This window comes from Synechococcus sp. CC9902 (assembly GCF_000012505.1).
Taxonomy (GTDB): Bacteria; Cyanobacteriota; Cyanobacteriia; order PCC-6307; family Cyanobiaceae; genus Parasynechococcus.
Genome location: NC_007513.1, coordinates 1,119,553 through 1,138,520, shown reverse-complemented (window position 1 = coordinate 1,138,520; position 18,968 = coordinate 1,119,553). Strand labels below are relative to the sequence as shown.

22 protein-coding genes are annotated in these 18,968 nt (G+C 50.9%); 8 read left to right on the top strand and 14 right to left on the bottom strand.

What is annotated here, in order from left to right; translation table 11 throughout:
• Window positions 1-94: 94 nt before the first annotated feature.
• On the bottom strand, window positions 95-892 hold the full coding sequence (locus SYNCC9902_RS05895) for a hypothetical protein (protein WP_011359963.1): 798 nt from the start codon (window positions 890-892) through the stop codon (window positions 95-97).
• 32 nt (window positions 893-924) lie between these two features.
• Here SYNCC9902_RS05895 and SYNCC9902_RS05890 point away from each other — a divergent pair, with 32 nt between their 5' ends.
• Genes SYNCC9902_RS05890 through SYNCC9902_RS05880 form a run of 3 tightly spaced genes read left to right on the top strand, consistent with a single transcriptional unit; the run spans window position 925 to window position 2,646 of the window.
• Entirely contained in the window at window positions 925-1,665 is a 741-nt protein-coding gene (locus SYNCC9902_RS05890) for a DUF475 domain-containing protein (RefSeq protein WP_011359962.1), read from the top strand.
• On the top strand, window positions 1,655-1,999 hold the full coding sequence (locus tag SYNCC9902_RS05885; RefSeq protein WP_011359961.1) for a DUF6464 family protein: 345 nt from the start codon (window positions 1,655-1,657) through the stop codon (window positions 1,997-1,999). The genes SYNCC9902_RS05890 and SYNCC9902_RS05885 overlap by 11 nt, the downstream gene beginning before the upstream one ends.
• A complete protein-coding gene (locus SYNCC9902_RS05880) occupies window positions 1,999-2,646 on the top strand; it encodes a hypothetical protein (RefSeq protein WP_011359960.1) in 648 nt (215 codons plus the stop codon). The genes SYNCC9902_RS05885 and SYNCC9902_RS05880 overlap by 1 nt, the downstream gene beginning before the upstream one ends.
• Before the next feature lie 11 nt (window positions 2,647-2,657).
• Here the strand turns inward: SYNCC9902_RS05880 and fmt are convergent, their stop codons facing one another.
• The 11 genes from fmt to SYNCC9902_RS05825 form a co-directional block, all read right to left on the bottom strand.
• Window positions 2,658-3,674, bottom strand: a complete 1,017-nt coding sequence (gene fmt / locus SYNCC9902_RS05875; RefSeq protein WP_011359959.1) for a methionyl-tRNA formyltransferase — start codon at window positions 3,672-3,674, stop codon at window positions 2,658-2,660.
• A gap of 18 nt (window positions 3,675-3,692) precedes the next feature.
• Complete coding sequence (locus SYNCC9902_RS05870) at window positions 3,693-5,060, bottom strand: TldD/PmbA family protein (protein WP_011359958.1); 1,368 nt, start codon at window positions 5,058-5,060, stop codon at window positions 3,693-3,695.
• Window positions 5,061-5,062: 2 nt separating this feature from the next.
• Window positions 5,063-6,475, bottom strand: coding sequence for a TldD/PmbA family protein (locus SYNCC9902_RS05865; protein WP_011359957.1), 1,413 nt, complete (start codon window positions 6,473-6,475; stop codon window positions 5,063-5,065).
• A 35-nt stretch (window positions 6,476-6,510) separates the two neighbouring features.
• Complete coding sequence (gene acsF / locus SYNCC9902_RS05860; RefSeq protein WP_041425390.1) at window positions 6,511-7,590, bottom strand: magnesium-protoporphyrin IX monomethyl ester (oxidative) cyclase; 1,080 nt, start codon at window positions 7,588-7,590, stop codon at window positions 6,511-6,513.
• 70 nt (window positions 7,591-7,660) lie between these two features.
• Window positions 7,661-8,068, bottom strand: coding sequence for a DUF2996 domain-containing protein (locus SYNCC9902_RS05855; RefSeq protein ID WP_011359955.1), 408 nt, complete (start codon window positions 8,066-8,068; stop codon window positions 7,661-7,663).
• Between the two features lie 45 nt (window positions 8,069-8,113).
• Complete coding sequence (locus tag SYNCC9902_RS05850; protein WP_011359954.1) at window positions 8,114-8,644, bottom strand: hypothetical protein; 531 nt, start codon at window positions 8,642-8,644, stop codon at window positions 8,114-8,116.
• The gene (locus SYNCC9902_RS05845; protein ID WP_011359953.1) at window positions 8,641-9,249 is read right to left on the bottom strand and encodes a flavin prenyltransferase UbiX; all 609 of its coding nucleotides are present in this window, start codon (window positions 9,247-9,249) and stop codon (window positions 8,641-8,643) included. The genes SYNCC9902_RS05850 and SYNCC9902_RS05845 overlap by 4 nt, the downstream gene beginning before the upstream one ends.
• A gap of 3 nt (window positions 9,250-9,252) precedes the next feature.
• Complete coding sequence (locus SYNCC9902_RS05840) at window positions 9,253-11,607, bottom strand: RNB domain-containing ribonuclease (protein WP_011359952.1); 2,355 nt, start codon at window positions 11,605-11,607, stop codon at window positions 9,253-9,255.
• Window positions 11,608-11,703: 96 nt separating this feature from the next.
• The gene (locus SYNCC9902_RS05835; RefSeq protein WP_011359951.1) at window positions 11,704-12,021 is read right to left on the bottom strand and encodes a TMEM165/GDT1 family protein; all 318 of its coding nucleotides are present in this window, start codon (window positions 12,019-12,021) and stop codon (window positions 11,704-11,706) included.
• 3 nt (window positions 12,022-12,024) lie between these two features.
• Complete coding sequence (locus tag SYNCC9902_RS05830) at window positions 12,025-12,363, bottom strand: TMEM165/GDT1 family protein (RefSeq protein WP_011359950.1); 339 nt, start codon at window positions 12,361-12,363, stop codon at window positions 12,025-12,027.
• Window positions 12,356-12,730, bottom strand: a complete 375-nt coding sequence (locus tag SYNCC9902_RS05825; RefSeq protein ID WP_011359949.1) for a YkgJ family cysteine cluster protein — start codon at window positions 12,728-12,730, stop codon at window positions 12,356-12,358. The genes SYNCC9902_RS05830 and SYNCC9902_RS05825 overlap by 8 nt, the downstream gene beginning before the upstream one ends.
• A 108-nt stretch (window positions 12,731-12,838) precedes the next feature.
• On the opposite strand from SYNCC9902_RS05825, the gene psb30 reads away from it, so the two are divergent.
• Window positions 12,839-12,946, top strand: a complete 108-nt coding sequence (gene psb30, locus SYNCC9902_RS05820) for a photosystem II reaction center protein Ycf12/Psb30 (protein ID WP_009789811.1) — start codon at window positions 12,839-12,841, stop codon at window positions 12,944-12,946.
• Between the two features lie 11 nt (window positions 12,947-12,957).
• Here the strand turns inward: psb30 and recJ are convergent, their stop codons facing one another.
• Window positions 12,958-14,856, bottom strand: coding sequence for a single-stranded-DNA-specific exonuclease RecJ (gene recJ / locus SYNCC9902_RS05815; RefSeq protein ID WP_011359948.1), 1,899 nt, complete (start codon window positions 14,854-14,856; stop codon window positions 12,958-12,960).
• A 57-nt stretch (window positions 14,857-14,913) separates the two neighbouring features.
• Between recJ and SYNCC9902_RS05810 the strand changes: the two genes are divergently transcribed.
• From SYNCC9902_RS05810 to SYNCC9902_RS05800, 3 genes are read left to right on the top strand one after another with little or no spacing between them, the layout of a single operon-like run.
• Window positions 14,914-15,669 carry an HAD-IA family hydrolase gene (locus tag SYNCC9902_RS05810; RefSeq protein ID WP_011359947.1) on the top strand — a complete coding sequence of 252 codons (756 nt, stop codon included), beginning with the start codon at window positions 14,914-14,916 and terminating at the stop codon, window positions 15,667-15,669.
• Entirely contained in the window at window positions 15,666-15,977 is a 312-nt protein-coding gene (locus SYNCC9902_RS05805) for a DUF565 domain-containing protein (RefSeq protein ID WP_011359946.1), read from the top strand. Before SYNCC9902_RS05810 ends, SYNCC9902_RS05805 begins: the two co-directional genes overlap by 4 nt.
• The gene (locus SYNCC9902_RS05800; protein WP_011359945.1) at window positions 15,967-16,908 is read left to right on the top strand and encodes a phosphoribulokinase; all 942 of its coding nucleotides are present in this window, start codon (window positions 15,967-15,969) and stop codon (window positions 16,906-16,908) included. The genes SYNCC9902_RS05805 and SYNCC9902_RS05800 overlap by 11 nt, the downstream gene beginning before the upstream one ends.
• Here the strand turns inward: SYNCC9902_RS05800 and SYNCC9902_RS05795 are convergent.
• A complete protein-coding gene (locus SYNCC9902_RS05795) occupies window positions 16,905-17,081 on the bottom strand; it encodes a 50S ribosomal protein L32 (RefSeq protein ID WP_011359944.1) in 177 nt (58 codons plus the stop codon). The genes SYNCC9902_RS05800 and SYNCC9902_RS05795 overlap by 4 nt on opposite strands.
• Window positions 17,082-17,168: 87 nt before the next feature.
• Here SYNCC9902_RS05795 and ftsH point away from each other — a divergent pair, with 87 nt between their 5' ends.
• Window positions 17,169-18,968 (top strand): ATP-dependent zinc metalloprotease FtsH, encoded by a 1,800-nt coding sequence (gene ftsH, locus SYNCC9902_RS05790; RefSeq protein WP_011359943.1) that lies wholly within the window; start codon window positions 17,169-17,171, stop codon window positions 18,966-18,968.

Below are 18,968 nucleotides of genomic sequence, written 5' to 3'. Positions count from 1 at the left end.
TGCGTTGGTCTTGAATGCCCCAAGAATTCAGTTCACATCTTGCTGCGGTCCAAGAATTGAGTACATATTTAGATATATAATGGAATATTCATCATTATTTCTTGAGTGCTTGTTCTTCAAGAAGCATATTGAATTGTAATAACTGCTCGTCACTTAACTGTTGCCGACTTGTCGAATTTAGATTTTGCTGAAGGAAAGATCTCGCCTGTTCGCCTGTCCAACCAAGATTCGACAACATTTGATCTCCTTGCGTAATCAAATCACTTCGACGGATCGGAACCGCTGATTGATCGGGGGTGTCACCCGGTTGGATCTGTCGTAGTTGTCGAAGAAACGCCACTAGGTCGGCATATCGGGTTAAACGATGACGACTGCCGTGCCCAAAGGCGCGTTCGAGATATTGACGTTCCTGCTCTCTGGTCCAGCCAATGCGCTTTAACTCAAAGTCAATGGCAGTCAGTTCTTCACTCCAGTCGTCTGGATCGGTGGGTGATTCAGATGGTGTCTCGGTCAACGTCCGTACGTCTCCCTCGACCTGTTGAACAACAGAACCTGCACCCGATGGAGAGGTCAACGCTTTTGTGGGTTGCTCGGGGAGTGGCGCTGGACTGGATTGCTGAGGATTTGGAGATTCCTTTCGTATCAGCTCTGGAGTGGAACTTCGAGATGTCGATGCTGAAGCCTTTGCTGTTGCTTCGTGCTGCTGTGGCTCAGGCTTCTGGATCTCGAGACGGTGACTGAGCCGTTGCCATGCACGATCCTCTGCTTCTTCAGCCGTCGCGGCTTCTCCAAGTGATGATCCAATCAACTGTGAATCGTTCCACGCTTCAACGCGGACAACGCAACGCAGGGTGTCGACGTGACACAGTTCAACCCGGATATTCATCCCCATGGATCATCGCAAGCTCTTTCTAGGCTGGCGGGATGGATATCACAGCGCTTCCTTCCCTATCGGACTTTTATGAGGGGGCTGACCAATGGCGGGAGGTGCTTTCTCTATTGCCAGTGTTGGTTTTATTAGAGGTTGTGCTTTCCGCCGACAATGCTGTGGCTTTGGCTGCGATCGCTCGAAGTGGAAATGCCCCAGAGCGAGAGCGCTTATCGCTCAATATTGGCATAACTTTGGCACTGGTCTTAAGAATTGGTCTCATTGTTGTTGCACAATGGGTATTACAACATCCTTGGGTTCAACTTGTTGCTGCAGTTTATTTGATGTGGCTTGTTTTTGACCACTTTTGGCAACGTAATCACAAGGAAGCTGAGATTGAATCGGATGATCAAGATATAAAAAAAATGCCGCGAGGTCTTGTTAAAACCGTAGTTTTACTTGCCTTTACTGATCTAGCTTTTTCGATCGACAGTGTCGCTGCAGCTGTGGCCATAAGCGACCAGGTAATTTTGATTGTAACCGGAGCCATCATTGGAATTGTAGCTCTACGCTTTACCTCAGGTCTATTTATAAGATGGCTTGATGAATACCCAAGGTTGGAGACTGCTGGTTTTCTTGCTGTTGCTTTTGTTGCCTTAAGACTTATTTTACATGTTGTTCTTCCTTTCCTCAATCAACCAGACTGGTTGACATTAATTGTTGTCTTAGTATTCTTTAGCTGGGGTTTATCCATTAAAAAAACTGAAACGATGATCGATCCACCCCATGCTGGTTGAGCTCAGAGACGCAGCAAGCGGAATCCTGGTTAACCGCATTCAGTTGGATGAGCCTCCCCATCCAGGTTCATGGCTTGAGTTGGATGGATCGTCTTACTTGATCATGCAGCGCCAGCATCGATATTCTCTAAAAGGAGGGATGTATCAACTTTCCTCTATTGCGCTAATTGTTAAGCCTCAATCACGTCCTTTGGATGCCATAGCATGGCGTCATGGCTGGGTAATTGGTGATCCGGCATGTCGTTTCAATGCGCTAAGTCCTCTATTGCGTTGTGTTGTTTGGCCCGATGGTCCCTGTGATCAATGCAGCCATTTCGAGGCACGGTTGAAGTGATGCCAGGATGGATTGAGGGTGTACTTCAACACGGCCACGGTGTGGCGTCTGGAGCGAATTCTGAATCCCCATATCCGAAAGGCTCGATTTCAATTCAAACACCATTCTTCAAAGCTCTTGGATTGGATCTTTCTTGCTATTGGCAGGGCACAATCAATCTCAGTTTTAAGCCGCTAGAAATTGTTTTAAGGAATCCAGATATTACCTTTGAGAATATGTATTGGACCGATCTACATCCTCCGGAAACGTTTTCGTTTTGGAATATTAAACTACGCACTATTGATAATCATAATATTACAGGATTGATTTACTATCCACATCCTGAAACGAAAGCTAGACACTGGCAGTCATCCTCTGTCTTGGAAATCCTTGCACCACGCATGACAAATTTGGGTGAGGGGAGTCCTCTTCAAGTCAAAGCAAGCGAGGGATGTCTGCAATTAATTGATGGCGCTCGATTGCGGGCCAAGCTCCTTGAGTTTTTAAAATTTAGAGTTTTGGCTTCTCCCGATCATTTTTTTGCCAACTCATCCCATCTTGGAATACGGGAATGGCTAAGTAAGACCAATCCAGAGTTTCTTATTCTCCCAAATAAGGATCTTGACTATGTATGGAATCAGGCCAAGACTCTCTATACAGAAACCTAAAAATTAAAGAGTCAGAACGACTGGAATCGATCACCGACTGATGCTGCCAACTGTTGTACTAATCCTTGCGCTCGGCATCGTCCTTTGCCTTCCAGCTGTGCCTCTCGAATCAGAATTGGACAACCACTTGTGCTCACAACAATACCAACATTATTAATACAACCCAAAACAGTGCCAGGATGATCTTCTCCTGTTCGCCAACGTCCCAGCAGAGCACGGGCCTCCTCTGAGATCTCATCACTGAGCCGTTCAATCAACGGCTCAGTCTCAAGAACTTTTAACCGTTTATTACGCCAACCTGTCATTGCGCTTGGGTATAAACCCATCACTCTTCTGTGCGTACGGAGAGCTGGATCGCCCCATTTGATTTGAAAATCTTCTTTTTTGAGCATCCTTGCATAACTCATTTCTTGTCCTTGATATCTGACATTTAAGCGTTCTAAACGTTCAGGCTCAGTGCCAACACCAGCCTTAAGTATTAAATCCACCGCCTCCACCATGAGTGTCGCTGTGAGCTGGCTTAATTTCTCTCCTAGATCATGAGAGTTTTGATCCAGGGAAATTGGAAGTCTTTGCTCGAGTAGGACCGGTCCTGTATCCAATCCTTCTTCCATTGCCATAATTCCTACTCCTGTTTCAGAATCCCCCTCCAACAAGGCCCACTGAATTGGACCGGCACCTCTCCAACGTGGCAGAAGTGAGCCATGGCCATTCCAGCAACCGAGTGGTGGTTGTTCAAGGACTGATTTCGGAAGGATTTGTCCAAATGCCACAACAACTGATACGTCTGCATTGAGATCGGCAAGTTCTTTTTGACAGCCAACGTCAGTCTTGATTCTTTCTGGGGTAAAGACAGCAAGTCCGAGAGATTGTGCACAGACTTTGATTGCTGAAGGCATTAATTGTTTTCCACGTCCCCGTCTTCGATCTGGCTGGGTTACAACGCCAACAATTTCATGCCCCGCGGCATGTAGTGCAAGTAATGTTGGAACGGCATATTCAGGTGTACCCCAATAAAGGATCTTCATTGTTAGTCAAAGTTGATCTTACGCTTCGCCAGTGATTGATAATCCTTCGACCCAAACATGAGGTGAGATACCTCGATGAGTTACTTCGCAGTTCGATTCAAGGTGAAGGATTGAATTTAAAACGGTACGAATGTCACCTGCAACAGTGGCAGCTTCAACTGAGATGCGTTCTCCACCCTTGACTAACCAACCATCAAATGGGAGTGAGAAGGAGCCTTGCGTGGCCTTGACCCCTGCATGCAATGCCGAAAGATCCTCAATCAACACAAACGTATCTTTCTCAGTCGATTGATCAAGCGTATTACCACTGGAACATCCTTCGCTGGTACCTAGAACAAACCAATCGGGGCCCACAGATACTTTCGCACCGAGGCCAGCATGTCCAGTGGGTTGAACATGAAAGGCTCGTGCCGTCGCTTCAGAGTGAAGAAAGCTCTTCAAAATGCCACGATTAATCAAGCAAAGATTCTTTGTTGGCGTCCCTTCACCATCAAATGGTGCAGCACTGATATGACCTGGATGAAGGCCATCATCATGCAAGGATAAGAACGGCACCGCGAGAGTTTCTCCAATCGACTCTCGTTTACTTAAGCTCACACCATCGAGAACCGATCGCGCATTAAAAATGCTGCTGAAGGCACCTATTAGAGATAGAAATGCCTCCGGCGTAAAGCAAACGTTGTAGGTCCCTGTCTCGATGGGCTGGTAGGCAAGGTGACTAACCGTCCGATCAACAGCTTCATCAATACAGCCAGCGATATCCAAACCTGCACTCCCTAATCCAACACGTAACGCCCCCCCGCTACGAGGTTTGCGCCCTGCTTCTTCAGCTCTTGCATAGAGGTACAAACTGGCCTGGGTGCGCTCCATCTCGCGAAGAGCTCCATCACTATTCAGATAAAGACTCTGAGACAGTGATTCAGCCAAACCGTTGTAAGGAACGGTTTGAATCGACGGATGACGACTAAGCAAATCAGCTTCCGCTTCTCGAAGCGTCTCGAGAAGTGGAAGGATTCCACGTCGCTCTTGAAGAGGACGATTTAATTCGGGAAGAGGTGCTTTCGCGAGGGGTGAAAAATGAGGGATGTCATCGGGGTTTCCGAAGCGGCTTGCCTCATGGGCTCCGATCAATGCCTGTTCAAGACCCGCATCAGACAAATCTGTCGTACTGGTTATGCCGACAAGGCCATCGTTGTTCCATACACGCACGGTGATGGAAGATCGTTGGGATGCCTTGAGTTGTTTCGCTTCACCGCGATCAACTTGGACAGAACAGTCATCACTACATGCGGCACCAAGATCCCAAGAACTGATCCCTTCACGAGTCGCTAATTTTTGCAATGAGTCGCGCAGAGCAGAGGCATTAAGACCGTTATTTGTTGCCATGATCAACGTCCTCCAACAGTAATTGAGTCCACTTTGATGTGGGGCTGACCAACGGTGACGAAAATACTTCCGCTTACAGATCCGCAAAATCCAGCGGCTAACTCAAGATCATCGGCACACATCGAAATTCTCGGCATGACCTCTTTGGCATCACCAATAAGAGTTGCTCCTTTCACAGGTTTCGTGAGTTCGCCATTTTCAATGAGATATCCTTCCTCAACTGAAAAATTAAATTGACCTGTTGGGCCAACACTTCCGCCGCCCATCGCCTTGCAATACAAACCACGATCGACAGAAGCAAGCAGATCTTTTGGTTTGTGAGGACCAGCGGCAATAAATGTGTTTCTCATCCGACTTGCAGCTGCAAATGCATGGCTTTGTCGACGTCCACTGCCTGTTCGTTGATGACCGGTGCGAAGTTCGCCAGCCCGATCACTGATGAATCGCTGAAGAATCCCATCCTTGATCAAAACCGTGCGTTGAGGTTCCATGCCTTCGTCATCCATCGATAACGATCCGAATGCTCCTCCGCTCAGGCCCTCGTCGACAGCTGTGACAGATGGGTGTGCGATCAGCGATCCAACTTGATCAGCAAACGGTGTTGTGCCCCGTTCAATTTGGGTGGTTTCGAGTAAGTGCCCACAAGCTTCATGGAAAATTACACCTCCAAAACGATTGGCTAACACAACTGGCATTTGCCCAGCGTCGACATAATCAGCGCGCAGCATTGTTCCTGCACTTTCACAAACTTCCGCCGCACTCGTTTCGACATTCCATTGCAAAAGATCATCGGGTCGATCTGTGCTGCCGTATCGACGACCAACGCTCGAACGATGATCACCATCAGCCGCTAATACTGACAGGCCCGTGGATTGATGAAGTCGTATGTCACGAGCAAACGTGCCATCTGAAGCAGCGACCAAGACCTCTTGCCAATCCCGCGAGTAGCTGCCGCGTCGAACCTGAAGATGTTGCCCGATTCGTTCGAGCTCGCTTGTTCCTTCTAAGAGTCGCTGACTGGCACTCACAAGAGTGGGGCACCGACTCAGCCAATCGTTTTTGGTAACACCATGATCGATCAGTGAATCCAAACCATTGAAACGGTCATCACTGCTGGAGAGGGAGTTCACATCTAGACCAAGCATGGCAAGGGCTTGATCGAGTGCGCGGGTTAATCCGTCCTGAGTTAAATCATTTGTGCTGACAAATCCATCTCTCCCACCACGAAAAACGCGTAATCCTGCACCCTTGGCGAATGAGGGATTCACACTGGTAATTTGATCCTGTTCGGCTAAAACACCGACATGATTTGTTCGTTCAAGAAACACTTCAACGAGATCAGCTCCAGCTCCAGCACCGCGGTTGAGAAGGGTCTCAAGAAGATCCTTCCAGTGGTTTGAAAAAACGTCAGTCAATTGATCGAAGTAATGGTGCCTAATAACGGTGGAGATCAGCGCACTGCAGGCTGATATTTGGAACTATCAATGGCCGGCATCAAGAAGAGCTTTGCCATCTCAGCACCATTGGCAACCCAATAGGGGAGTTTACGAATCAATTTGATCGGTGCTGGTGAATCACTTGCATCGGCAGCATTCAGTGCTGCATTGTTATTCACTAACCGCTCGAGACGAATCCAAAACTTCTTGTTATTCACGTCAAGAACCACTGGGAACACTCTTGCTGATGTGTCGTTCGTTTTTTCGATCACCATTTTGTCGTAAGTCCTTGCGTCTAAGCCAAGTGACTCATAAAACTCCTTTCGTGCAACGTCCCTGACGTACATCGTGGCGAAGACGGCCAATAAGAAAAATCTGCACCACAACTTGGCAACGGGGCCACGAACAGTATCGGGTTGAGCCTTCATCAGGGCATCGAAGAAATCTCCATGACGATTTTCGTCTTGGCACCAGTTTTCGAAGAAATTAAAGATAGGGAAAATTTTGCTATCCGGGTTTTTCTCGAGATGACGGAAAATAGCGATATAACGCCAATATCCAATCTTCTCAGATAGATAGGTAGCGTAAAAGATAAATTTAGGTTTAAAGAAGGTGTAATTCTTGCTTGCGGTTAGGAATCCAAGGTCGAGCTGCATTCCAAAATCGCTCATCGATTTATTTAAAAATCCTGCATGGCGGGCTTCATCACGGGCCATGTGACCAAAACATTCAGCCAGCAGTGGATTGGTTGTTTTGATTCGACGGCTTAATTCTTTGTAGAGCAAGAACCCAGAGAACTCAGATGTGCAACTTTGCTCAAGGAATTCAACAAATACTTTTCGCGTTTCAGGGTCAAGTTTGTCCGCAGCCCCATCAAATTCCTCATTCCGGACAAAATGGTGTCGGTTGTAATCTTTCCGAAATTCTTCACATATAGCTTCCAATTCCGCTTCGTTGGGACGCAGGTCCATGGCCGCCATGGCCTCGAAATCTGTCGTGTAAAAGCGTGGCGTCAGGATCGTGTCCTTGACAGGATCCTTTGTTGAAACGGCACTTTCAGCCGTCTGGTTAGCCACTGCGGTGGGAGGGACCATCGGCTCCAATAACGCGATCTCTCCAATGTAGGCGTGTCAGCGCATGAAGGGGGTGCACATGACTTGTGGCTTAATTACTCCCCAACCATTTCTGCCCGTTTAATCGCTGCAACAGGCGGGAGACAAGCAAGGGCAGCGACATCCGCTTCTCGTCGATTAGGAAGCTCTCCAACAAGGTGGGATCACTGCCTGGATCGGCCAAGGCAATCACCTTGCCACTGTTGATGTCTTCCTTGGCAAAACAAAGCCAAAATCTGCGCCCACCAGGGAGGTCGCCCACAACCATCGGGCAACGACCGCCAACAACAGGTCGATCACCTTCAACGCGTTCGAGACGATCAGCAGTGATGCCATTTTCTAAAAGCTGTTTTGCCACCGCAGGCAAAAACAACGTGTCGATGAACTCCGGAAAAGGTTTGTCCTCCGGTTTCGGTGGTTTTGGCTTGGCAGCTGGTTTGTTTGCTGGCGCTTCGCTCACCGGATCGCAATCACTTCGGTAACTGTACGCAGATCCACTGACTGTCTACCAGCCGCGATTTGGATCGTCTCCCCAATCAGACGCTTCACTCCCTGAGGACTCTGGGACAGGTGGGGCGGAAACAGCTCGGGGAACAGGCCCTCTAACGGCTTGAACTGATTCCGTATCGGCTGAATCTCGAGATTTCTTGTGGGGAGCCCCACGTTTGATGATGCGATAGGTCACGGCCACTGTTGGAGCTGGATCGCGCAGATCGCGTTGGGGCGGAGCGGGAACGGAATTCTGTTGATCAACGCCATCCTCTTGCCAATTAGACGGGGCAGGAGGCTCATAAGACCGATGCAGACGTCGTCGCAACGGCTGCTGTGATGGCATCAAAAACAGTGCACTTGAGGCTGCAAGAGCTGCTGAACCGGTTGCAGCAAGAGCAGTCCAAACGCCAAGTGGGGCTTCTGGAGATGACCAACCCAATAAATGCAGACGGGTTGGTTCACCACGGTGAAGAGCCGACAGCACCAGAACAACCAAAAGGGGCAGCAAACTCGGGATCAGCAGAACTCGCTGGAGAAGCTTCATTGAATCGGCCCAGTCCAGCGCTGAAGTGGAGCCAGGTCTTCGTCTAGGCCATCAAATAAACGAACGACCAGAAAGTCCACCATGTCGTCCAACGATTTTGGTTGGGTGTACCAAGCAGGGGTTGGCGGGGCAATCGTGGCTCCGGCCTCCGCTAAGGCAGTGAGATTGCGTAGGTGAATCAAATTCCAAGGAGTTTCTCTTGGAGCAATCACAAGGGGACGCCGTTCTTTGAGATGAACATCGGCACATCGTTCAATCAAGTCTGTGGCAATGCCAGCATTAATTCGTCCAACAGTTCCCATGCTGCAAGGAACAATCACCATGGCTTTCGTTCGGTAACTTCCACTGGCGATCGACGAACTTTGATCATTCCATCGATGGCAAATGAGCTCGCCATCCTCAACCTTTAGACGTTCTCTCCAAAAAGGAATTTGTTGTTCTGGATCGACTGGGATCGAAAGTCCTTGCTCAGCGCGAAATACTTCATGCGCTCCGCGACTTAGCACTAAATGAACTTTCCGATCATTCGCCAAGAGGAGCTGAAGCGCTCGTTCAGCCAAGGGTTGTGCTGATGCACCAGTAACAGCGAGAACATAAGGATGCATGGATTATTGATTGTCGAATGGGATCGATGCAGATTGAGGAATTTCTCCTTGATCCGTTGGTTTGTCAAAGAACACAGGATCCACCTCAAGATCAATTTGGTTGCGTAAAACATCCACCTTGATTACACGGACTTGAACCGTATCTCCAAGTTGATAGACGCGTTTGTTTTTCCGACCAACGAGACGATTTTGTCGTGAACGATATTCATACCAATCATCGTTTAGTGAGCTGACGTGCACCAAACCTTCCACACGACTTTCACCAACTTCGACAAAAAATCCATAGCTTTGAACTCCACTGATTCGACCATCAGTCGTTAATCCCACCAAAGGCTGAGCAGCGCGGGCCTGAACCATGGATAACAGATCTTTTTCAAGCTCCAAGACTTGCCGCCGGCGACCATTCAGCCGTTGGACTAAACGATCGCTAACCAAAGACTTGAGTTTTTCGTTTTGACTTCCGGTGAATAAAGCCCAGCTGAGATCTTGTTCGCAACCTTGACGGCCAAGAATCAATCTCTCTTTTTGGCGCACTGTTGGTCGATCTTTACCGTCTTGGAGCAATGACACCAAGATTTGTTGATTCACCAGATGCGCATAACTCATCGTGGCGCAACACCATGGCGTTGAAGAGACTTTTTGGAGGATTTCAACAGGCGCATGACCAGGATCCCCTAAGGAATCTTCAGGCAAAGTTTGCTCTGCATCAAGGGGTGCAAACGTTGGTACAACAGCCACAAAATTGATTGCTGGCAAGGCATGGCTGAGTTGTTGTTCGAGCACCCTTCGATGCGGTGACTCACTAAACACTCCGATTAACTCCTGCGCAGAAGGGCTCCCTTCCTCATCCAATTCCAAGGGCAATTCAAGTGCAATTGCACTTTTGGCTACATCAGTGAGGGGGGATGGATCTGGATCTCCTGTGTGTGTAGTGATGCCTGGAAGTTTCAGTGCTTCACGATGCAGTTGCCAGGCACGATCTGCAGCGCGAATCAAGGGCTGAAGGAGAGAATGAGGATCTGAAGAAACTGGTGCGTCAATCCAGCGATGGCGCAAGCTAATCGGATCTGCCCAACGCAGATCAGCCAAGCTTTCTAATTGCGGTGGACATAGGTCCAACTGAACGAAACCTTGAGCCTGCTCATTCTTCCTCAAGCAACTTTCACAAAAGCGCAGTGTCTCAAGTTGACCTAAATGATCTTTGATCCCTTTGAGCGCTGCCGGAATGCTTCGCGACTTGGGTTTGCGTTCATCAAGGGCTTTCAGTTGTGCAACCCCAATGAAAGCCGCCGGCTTGATAGTTGAAAGACTGAATTCCCAATCAGTTAGTTCACCCTCTTGGGATATATCCATGCGAACGGTTACGGCTTCAGCTTCTTCACCAGGTACGAAGTTGGTTATGGCGTTGAGCGAAGGTTGGAGCAATGGTTGCCAATTTTCTCCGAGACAAAGGGCTTCCATCCGTTCTCTCAACCAGAGGTCCAGAGCATTGCTCCCGATGATGCGCTCTGCAACAGCAGGAGCATGCAACCAAAGCCGACAACCTCCATCACGCGCTTCCACATGAACAGCGGGAAGCCCAGGTGCGCTCGAATCAGTCCAACTTCTCAACAACAAAGCGGGTTGATCTGTGAAGTCGACACGACCTTTCGCTGCAGGAGCCTTGCCAGAGCCACGGGGTGGCGAGGGACGTTGGTGAAGTCCTGCTTTGGTTAAAAGAAGATCGCGATCTGCGGCTGGTCCACCATTCAGAGGAAGCGGACGAACCACTTGCCCCATGGCCGGATGTTGAGCAATTGGATAGCGATCGACAAGAACCTCAACGACTGCAGTGGGCTCTTCACTCGACAAATGTTCCATCGCTGTATCCGGCAGTCGGATGGTGGTGAGCATCCGATCGTCGAGTGGAACAGCAAACAATTGATCGTCTCGACGTTCAACCTGTCCAAGAAGTGAAGTAGTGGAACGCTCCAAAATGCACTGCACACCTCCTTCCGGAGAACGACGACGACCCCCTTCCCGCGTAATCCTTACAAGAACTCGATCGCCGTTCCAGGCATGGTTGAGTTGATGATCTCGGATATAAATATCGTCGCCGCCATCGTCTCGAATCGCAAAACAAAATCCCTTACTGCTACATCGAAGTCGGGCATCAATCAATTCATCGTTTCGAGAAAGTGCAACAACATCTCCATCGCGGCGAGTCAGAACACCCATTTTTGAGAGGGCATCAATCGCTATGTCCAAAGATTTCTTATCTGATTGATTCGTCAGCTTCAGTATTTTGGCAACGACAGCTGTCTCAACCGAATCACTGGAGGACAACTGGTCGAGTAGATCGGCGACCGTGAATTTCATCGATATAGAGGCAGAAACCGGTTAACAGAACCGGGGGGAAGATGGAGCGGCTGACAAATCCGTCAAGCCTGCAGAGAACCCCACCTGACAGATAGTTTAAGAGTTCGACTGATCGGTTTCGTCTGACTCTTTCGCTTGACCTCGCAGTAACGGCCAAAGAAGACGTGATCCGATCACTAAAAAGCCAAGTGACGCTACGAGTTGCAGTAGGTCACTGGGAATCACAGTGGCGACAGAACCACCAGCAAGCGCTCCCAACAAACTCGCCAAAACAAGAGCGGAAGACGATCCAAGAAAAACCGCGAGTGGACGATCGGATGTGCCACTGATCGCGACCGTTGCTAGCTGGGTTTTGTCACCCAGTTCCGCGAGAAAAACGGTGACGAATGTGGAAAGGAGGAGAGCAAAGTCCATGGCTTAAGCCTGGGATCCGATAACAAGAAGTGATCGGCTGGCTTGGAGTCCAAGCCACAGACCAAGGCAAACCATGAGCACGCCGGCCATCAATTCAAGGCGTTCTGGGGGCAGAGTTTTGGCGAGCCATTGACCAACCAAGACACCAACAAGGCTTGAGCAGATCAACGCCAGCGCTGCTCCGAGAAAAACAAGGCCAGGCGAACCGGACTGAGCCGACAACAAAAGCGTGGCGAGCTGTGTTTTGTCTCCAAGCTCGGCAAGAAAAACAGTAGTGAAGGTGCTGAATAAAACAGCGACGAAGCCAGGGCGTCCAGAAGTTATTTCACCTGGCTCAGTCATGTCGGTCAACTTCCGTTCGTTGGGCACGATCAAACCTACGCATTACGCCACTCCGTCCGCCATAGGTGGCGCGAATCTGTTGTCTGCAACAGGAAATAGCAAATGAATCCAATTCATCTGGGGGGACGTCAAACAATGTTCCCAACTCACTGACGCGACAAAAATCAGGACGTTCGGCATAAATGGTGCAGCGTTGTCCCCCACTGTCGTAATGGATGCACCATCCATCATCCCCAACCATGGATAGATAAGTCACTCGCTGTTCTTCGCTGAGAGCCGCGAGTGCTTCACCTCGTTCTTCGGGGCAAAGCCTGCAGCAGGCTCCGCAATGATGGATGCAGCGCCACGATGGGGATTGCTTGTTCATGGGTGTGGCTGTGACAAGCCATCACAGTCAAAATGAAAGAGTGTCCGGCTTCGGTCGAATGCCCCGTAGCCTGGTGCTACACCTGTCGTTGGAACGCACGCATTCGCCATGGGCTTCGATTTCCACCTGATCGCCAACTTCGCCGCCCTCGCCCTCATCGCTCTTGCAGGTCCGGCGGTTGTCTTCATCCTCTTCTACCGCCGAGGAGCGCTCTGAACAAGGGGAGGTTAAGGACGAAGTCCTAGGCCTAAAACAGCCTCTTCAAGCAACTGACTCACCCTTGAATCCTTAGCAAGCTCATCATTGCTAACGAGCGATAGGTTGTCGTCGATTGCAGCTTGCAATGATTGCCCATCACTGTTGGTGAGGGTGAATGTTGAGCTTGAAATCTGCTTCGCCACATAATTTCTCAGACCCCGTTGGAGCATCACAGAGTCGCTGTGCGTTCGGATGGCCTTGAGTTCCAACTGGAGCCTTTGCTCGCCCTGCCAGCGATTCACACTGATGCGGTAAGCCACATCACACTGATCTGGAACATGGCTAGCGGGATCCCATCGCCAGGCAATCGCCCTGCGCTCTGTTTTGGCTTGACGCAATCTGAGTGCCAGGTGCCCACCTTTTAGGTCACGCCTCTCTTCAACAGTGCAATCCCTGGACCAGAACAGGGGAACTTCATGGCCGATTCCAAAGGGGGCCAGTGATTGAAGAGATTTCCAGAGATCCCAATTCACTTCATCCAACCGGAGCAGCGCGTCGGGTTGGATGGGTAAACCCTGGCCTTGTTGCTTTAACCACGAATCAGCTTGATCACACAGCAGTTCATGGAGGGCATGAACATTCTCGGCTCGGACAGTGAAACCTCCTGCTGCTGGATGACCACCAAATCGTTCTAAAAGCGTGGCGCAGTGATTCAACGCTTGATCAACGGCAAAGCCGCGGGGCGATCGCACCGAGGCGCGCATCAGTCCCTCTCCATCGCCGGCAAGCAGGGCAGCTGGTCGGTGGTACCTCTCCACCAAACGAGCAGCAACAATGCCGATCACGCCGTGGTGCCAGTGACTCTGGGCCAAGAGAAGAAATGAGGGCAACTGATCGGAAGAATCGGCTTCGACCAAAGCAACAGCCTCTGCCTCTATGGCATCGCAAAGATCACGTCGTTGACGGTTGAAATCATCACAACGTCGGGCCAACGCCATGGCTGTTGTTGGTTCTTCGGCGGTTAACAACTCCACAACGAGACGAGGTTCACCCAAGCGCCCAACTGCGTTTATGCGTGGGGCGAGCTGAAAACCAATGTCGTCTGCAGTGAGTGGGTGTTCCCCCAAACCGGCAAGCCGTTGAAGTGCTTGTAAGCCGAAGCATTCAGTGCGATGAAGTTGATTGAGTCCCTCTAGCAACCACGCACGGTTGGCACCGATGAGTGGAGCCATATCGGCGACGGTGCCAACGCAGAAGAGATCTCGGGCTGAACAGATGGCTTCAGGTTGATTCAGTTGTTCAGCAACGGCTCGCGCCAACACGTAGGCCAACCCCACACCTGCCAAGCCTCGATAGGGAGACCCATCAGGTGTTGTTGCCGGGTGGATCAGGGCTGTCATCGGCGCTGGTTTGTCCGGAATGGTGTGATGGTCCGTCACGATCACTTCCATTCCCAAATCTGCGGCGCGCCGGAGTGCAGCAGACGCGGCAACTCCGTTGTCCACGGTGACGAGAATTTTGACGCCATCGCGGTGCTGTCGATCAACCATGGACGGATTGAGTCCATAGCCCTCTTCCATACGAGAGGGGATCGCTGCCCTAGGAGCAGCTCCTAAGGGCCCTAGGGCACGCAACAGCAACGCAGTACTGGTCATTCCATCGGCGTCATAGTCGCCGCAGATCGCCACGGTTTCGTTGTTCTGACACGCTTCGACCAAGCGATTTGTTGCTTTTTTTAGATCGGGAAAATGAAGTTCTGCCTCCGGCAGTGATGTTGGGATCAGAAATTGTTTGGCTTCTTCGACCGAACGAAATCCACGACGTCGCAATAGGGCACGAAGTGGTAGCGGGAGTTCAAGCCCTGGCAATGGGTCTGGATCGACCACCGCTGGTAGGGACCAGCACCAATTCGGGGGATCTACTGGCAACGGTGCGGTGACCTTGAGCAGGATGATTGCTGCATTGTGCCCTCGGCTTAGCGATCGATGACTGCTCTAAGAGCTGTGTTCTGGGATGTAGACGGCACCCTTGCTGACACGGAGATGGAGGGACATCGTCCAGCTTTTAATCAGGCTTTTCGTGATTTGGGGCTGCCATTTCACTGGAACAAGGAGCTGTATTCCGAACTGCTATCCATTGCGGGAGGCATTCCTCGTGTATCGATCTATGCGAAGGATCAGGGGATCAGCCTCACAGAACACCAGCTGAACCGCTTACGAGATGTGAAACGCGAGCATTATTTTTCCCGTGTTCGTGAAGGCCATGTGCGGTGGCGAACAGGCGTCGTTCGTCTTGTGAACGAATTGCACGATCACGATGTCCAGCAATGGATCGTGACCTCCAGTGGAGGGCCATCTGTTCAGGCACTGCTTCATCAAGCCAAAGGAGTCCTCCCGGATTTCGATGGCGTGGTGACATCTGACGATGTAGCCAGAGGAAAACCCAGTTCAGATGGTTACTGTTTGGCACTCAAGCGCAGTGGGGTTGACTCGAGCTGTGGGATAGCAATCGAAGATTCAGCTGTAGGTCTTAAGGCAGCAACAACTGCTGGCCTGCCATGTGTGTTGACCCCGTCTCCTTGGGATCTGGACCTTTCGGACAGTTGTGATCTCGCCACTGCCGTTCTGAACCACCTTGGAGACCAAAACAATCCATCCCTGCTTCAGCAGGGCCCCCCTTGCCTGGATGGAATGGTGACGCTGAACTACATGGAGTCGTTGTTGCCTCACTCACGTCCATGAGCACGCTGCAGCGCACTCGTTTGGCGGCACTTCAACGCACTGTTGGCCAACAGCTCAAAGCCAGTTTTGGCGGACCTTGGTGGAGACGAAGTTCTCGAATTCTGTTGTTACTCGCTGGCTTCTTTATCGGTAGCAATCTCACGGTTCACCTCGATAACGCCACAGGAGCTCGCACGTTTAGTGCATTTTTTGCCTTACTCGCTTGTGAGTTGCTCGTCTTAATGCGTCGACGATCTCCCTGGTTGGATTACCTCAGATTGGGATTCATTTACGCCGTTGTATTGGAGGCCTTCAAGGTTGGATCCTGAAGGTTGTCAGCTCATTTCTGCGGAAGATCAGGGCAAATTGCTCCGTTTTCTGGGAATTGAGGATCCTCATCAGTGGCGGCAGTCCTGGATTAGCCAACACCTCAATCTCGAGCTTGAGGCCTGGCATCCAAACAGCAGTTCTGACTGGCTGTGGTCCCTTGGAATTCCGATGTTGAGCCTGGCCCGTAAGTATCAGGGCCGCAAGAAATTAGTTGGCTTGAGTGCGCTTCCAGGTTGCGGGAAGTCGAGTTTGGGTCATTGGCTTGAAGCTGCTGCGCACAAATTGGGTTTATCTCTGCAGGTGGTCTCAATTGACGACTTTTATTTTCCTGCCGAACAACTTGAACGTTCGATGCAAGGCAATCCTTGGGGTGTGCCGCGTGCTTTGCCTGGGAGTCACGACTTGATACTGCTGCAACGCACCCTTGAAGATTGGCGAAACGGGTTCCCTGTCGAATGTCCTCGTTTTGACAAGGCCTTGCGGAATGGACGGGGGGATCGCTCGGGTTGGCGTGCTTGCGATGCAGATCTCCTTGTTCTCGAAGGCTGGTTTGTGGGCTGCCCAGCGGGATACGACCCCACCATCCAGGAGGAGGGGCTGAATCCACCTCTCACCCGGAGTGAAATGGCCTACCGGAAAAAGATTGAGGAGATCCTGCAGCGCTATCAACCCATCTGGCATCAACTTGATCAGCTTTGGCAACTTCGTGCCACTGACCATCAATCACCTCAGCTTTGGAAACGGCAACAAGAAGATGCCATGCGGATGGCTCGAGGCAGCTCCCTTAACGGGAGCGCTCTGGATGGCTTCATCAGAATGATTTTGAGTGCGATCCCCTCAGGAACCATCCAAAACATTCCTGCTGATGTTGTTTTCGACGTGGATCCGAATCGTGATCTGACTCGAATCCGTCTGAATCGTGCCTCTTAGGCCTCGGCTTCGTCTGTATCGCTAACGGGGTACACAAATCCTTGAGCACGGCCGCTTAGAACCGACTTACCGATCGACATGGCGCGCTTTGCGGCTATCGCAGCTTTCCCTTTCCAAGTGGCACTGCGCTGATTGCGCTTGGCTTTCGATGTTTTCTTCTTCGGAACGGCCATCGCGGCTTGGAGATCGTCAAAAAATGATTCTCTCGCTTGAAGAGGCCTTGCGTCAAATCGCTAGGCTCATTTCAGCATTGTGTTGTTGTGGCTCCAGGTTCGACGCAGTCATCGGATTCACCCGCGAACCAGCAGGTGACACAACCGTTCTTCCAAAAATTATGGAAGAAAGAGGAAGGCGTCAGCTATTCGACGCTGCTCAGGGATATCGACAACAAAAAAATTAAGCAATTAGATCTCGTCCCAGCGCGACGGGAAGTTCGAGTTGTGTACGACGACGGACGCAAAGTGAGCGTTCCGATTTTTCCGAATGACGACCGCATCCTGCGTGCCGCTGAAAGCTCTGATACACCCTTAACGGTGGTGGATGGTCGGCGCGAACAGGCGAATAAAGATCTCGCCGGCACCCTGTTGGTGGTGCTGCTTGTGGTGATCGGTTTGTCGTTATTGCTGCGTCGTTCAGCCCAAATGGCAAACCGCGCCCTTGGGTTTGGTCGCAGCAAACCACGGTTAAAACCGCAGGAAGACCTGCAAGTTCGTTTCGAAGACGTGGAAGGCATCAATGATGCCCGTCAAGAATTAGAGGAAGTGGTGACCTTCCTCAAGCAACCAGAAACATTTATTCGGCTAGGGGCAAAGATTCCCCGGGGAGTGTTGTTGGTCGGTCCACCGGGCACTGGCAAAACGTTATTGGCCAAAGCCATCGCCTGTGAGGCTGGGGTTCCGTTTTTCTCGATGGCAGCCTCTGAATTTGTTGAGATGTTCGTAGGTGTCGGTGCCAGTCGGGTTCGCGATTTATTCCGTCAGGCCAAAGAGAAGGCTCCATGCATTGTTTTTATTGATGAGATCGACGCCGTTGGTCGTCAACGGGGAGCCGGAATCGGTGGAGGAAACGATGAACGGGAACAAACCTTGAACCAACTCCTAACGGAGATGGATGGCTTCGAGGAAAACTCGGGGGTCATTCTTTTAGCTGCAACCAACCGTGCTGATGTCCTGGATGCTGCTCTAACGCGGCCTGGTCGATTTGATCGAAGGATCGATGTGGGTCTCCCAGATCGACGGGGACGCGCGGCCATTCTTGCTGTGCATGCCAGAAGTCGCCCCCTTGCCCTGGCGGTGAATTTGGAGGAATGGGCGAGTCGCACCCCTGGCTTTTCAGGTGCCGACTTAGCCAATTTGTTGAACGAAGCGGCCATTCTCGCCGCCCGGCACAACAGCACTGAAATTGACGACAGCTGCCTAGAGGGCGCTCTCGAACGCATCACCATGGGATTGAGCAATCGTCCCTTGCAAGACAACGCCAAAAAGCGATTAATTGCCTACCACGAGATCGGTCATGCCCTCGTGGCAACGCTTCTTCCGGCTGCCAATGACGTGGACAAAGTGACCCTTCTCCCGCGTGGTGGAGCCGGCGGATACACCCGATTTATGCCCGATGAAGAACAATTGGATTCGGGTTTAGTGACCCGATCGTCTTGCATGGCCGACTTAGTGGTGGCCCTTGGCGGCCGAGCTGCAGAACAGGTGGTGTTCGGCCCGTTGGAAGTGACCCAAGGTGCCAGTGGCGATTTACAAATGGTGGCCCAACTCTCCCGAGAAATGGTCACTCGGTTTGGCTTCTCTAGCCTCGGCCCACTAGCGCTAGAAGGAGCTGGATCAGAGGTGTTCTTGGGACGTGATTGGTTCAGTCAACGGCCCGGTTATGCCGAAACAACTGGTCAAGCAATCGATGGACAAATTCGAACTTTGGCCAAAAACGCCTTGGCTCATGCTGTGTCGTTGTTGGAATCAAAGCGTGAGTTGATGGATCAGCTCGTAGAAGCGTTGATCGAAGAGGAAACATTGAGCGGGGAGCGGTTTCGGAGCCTGGCTGAACTGAACTGA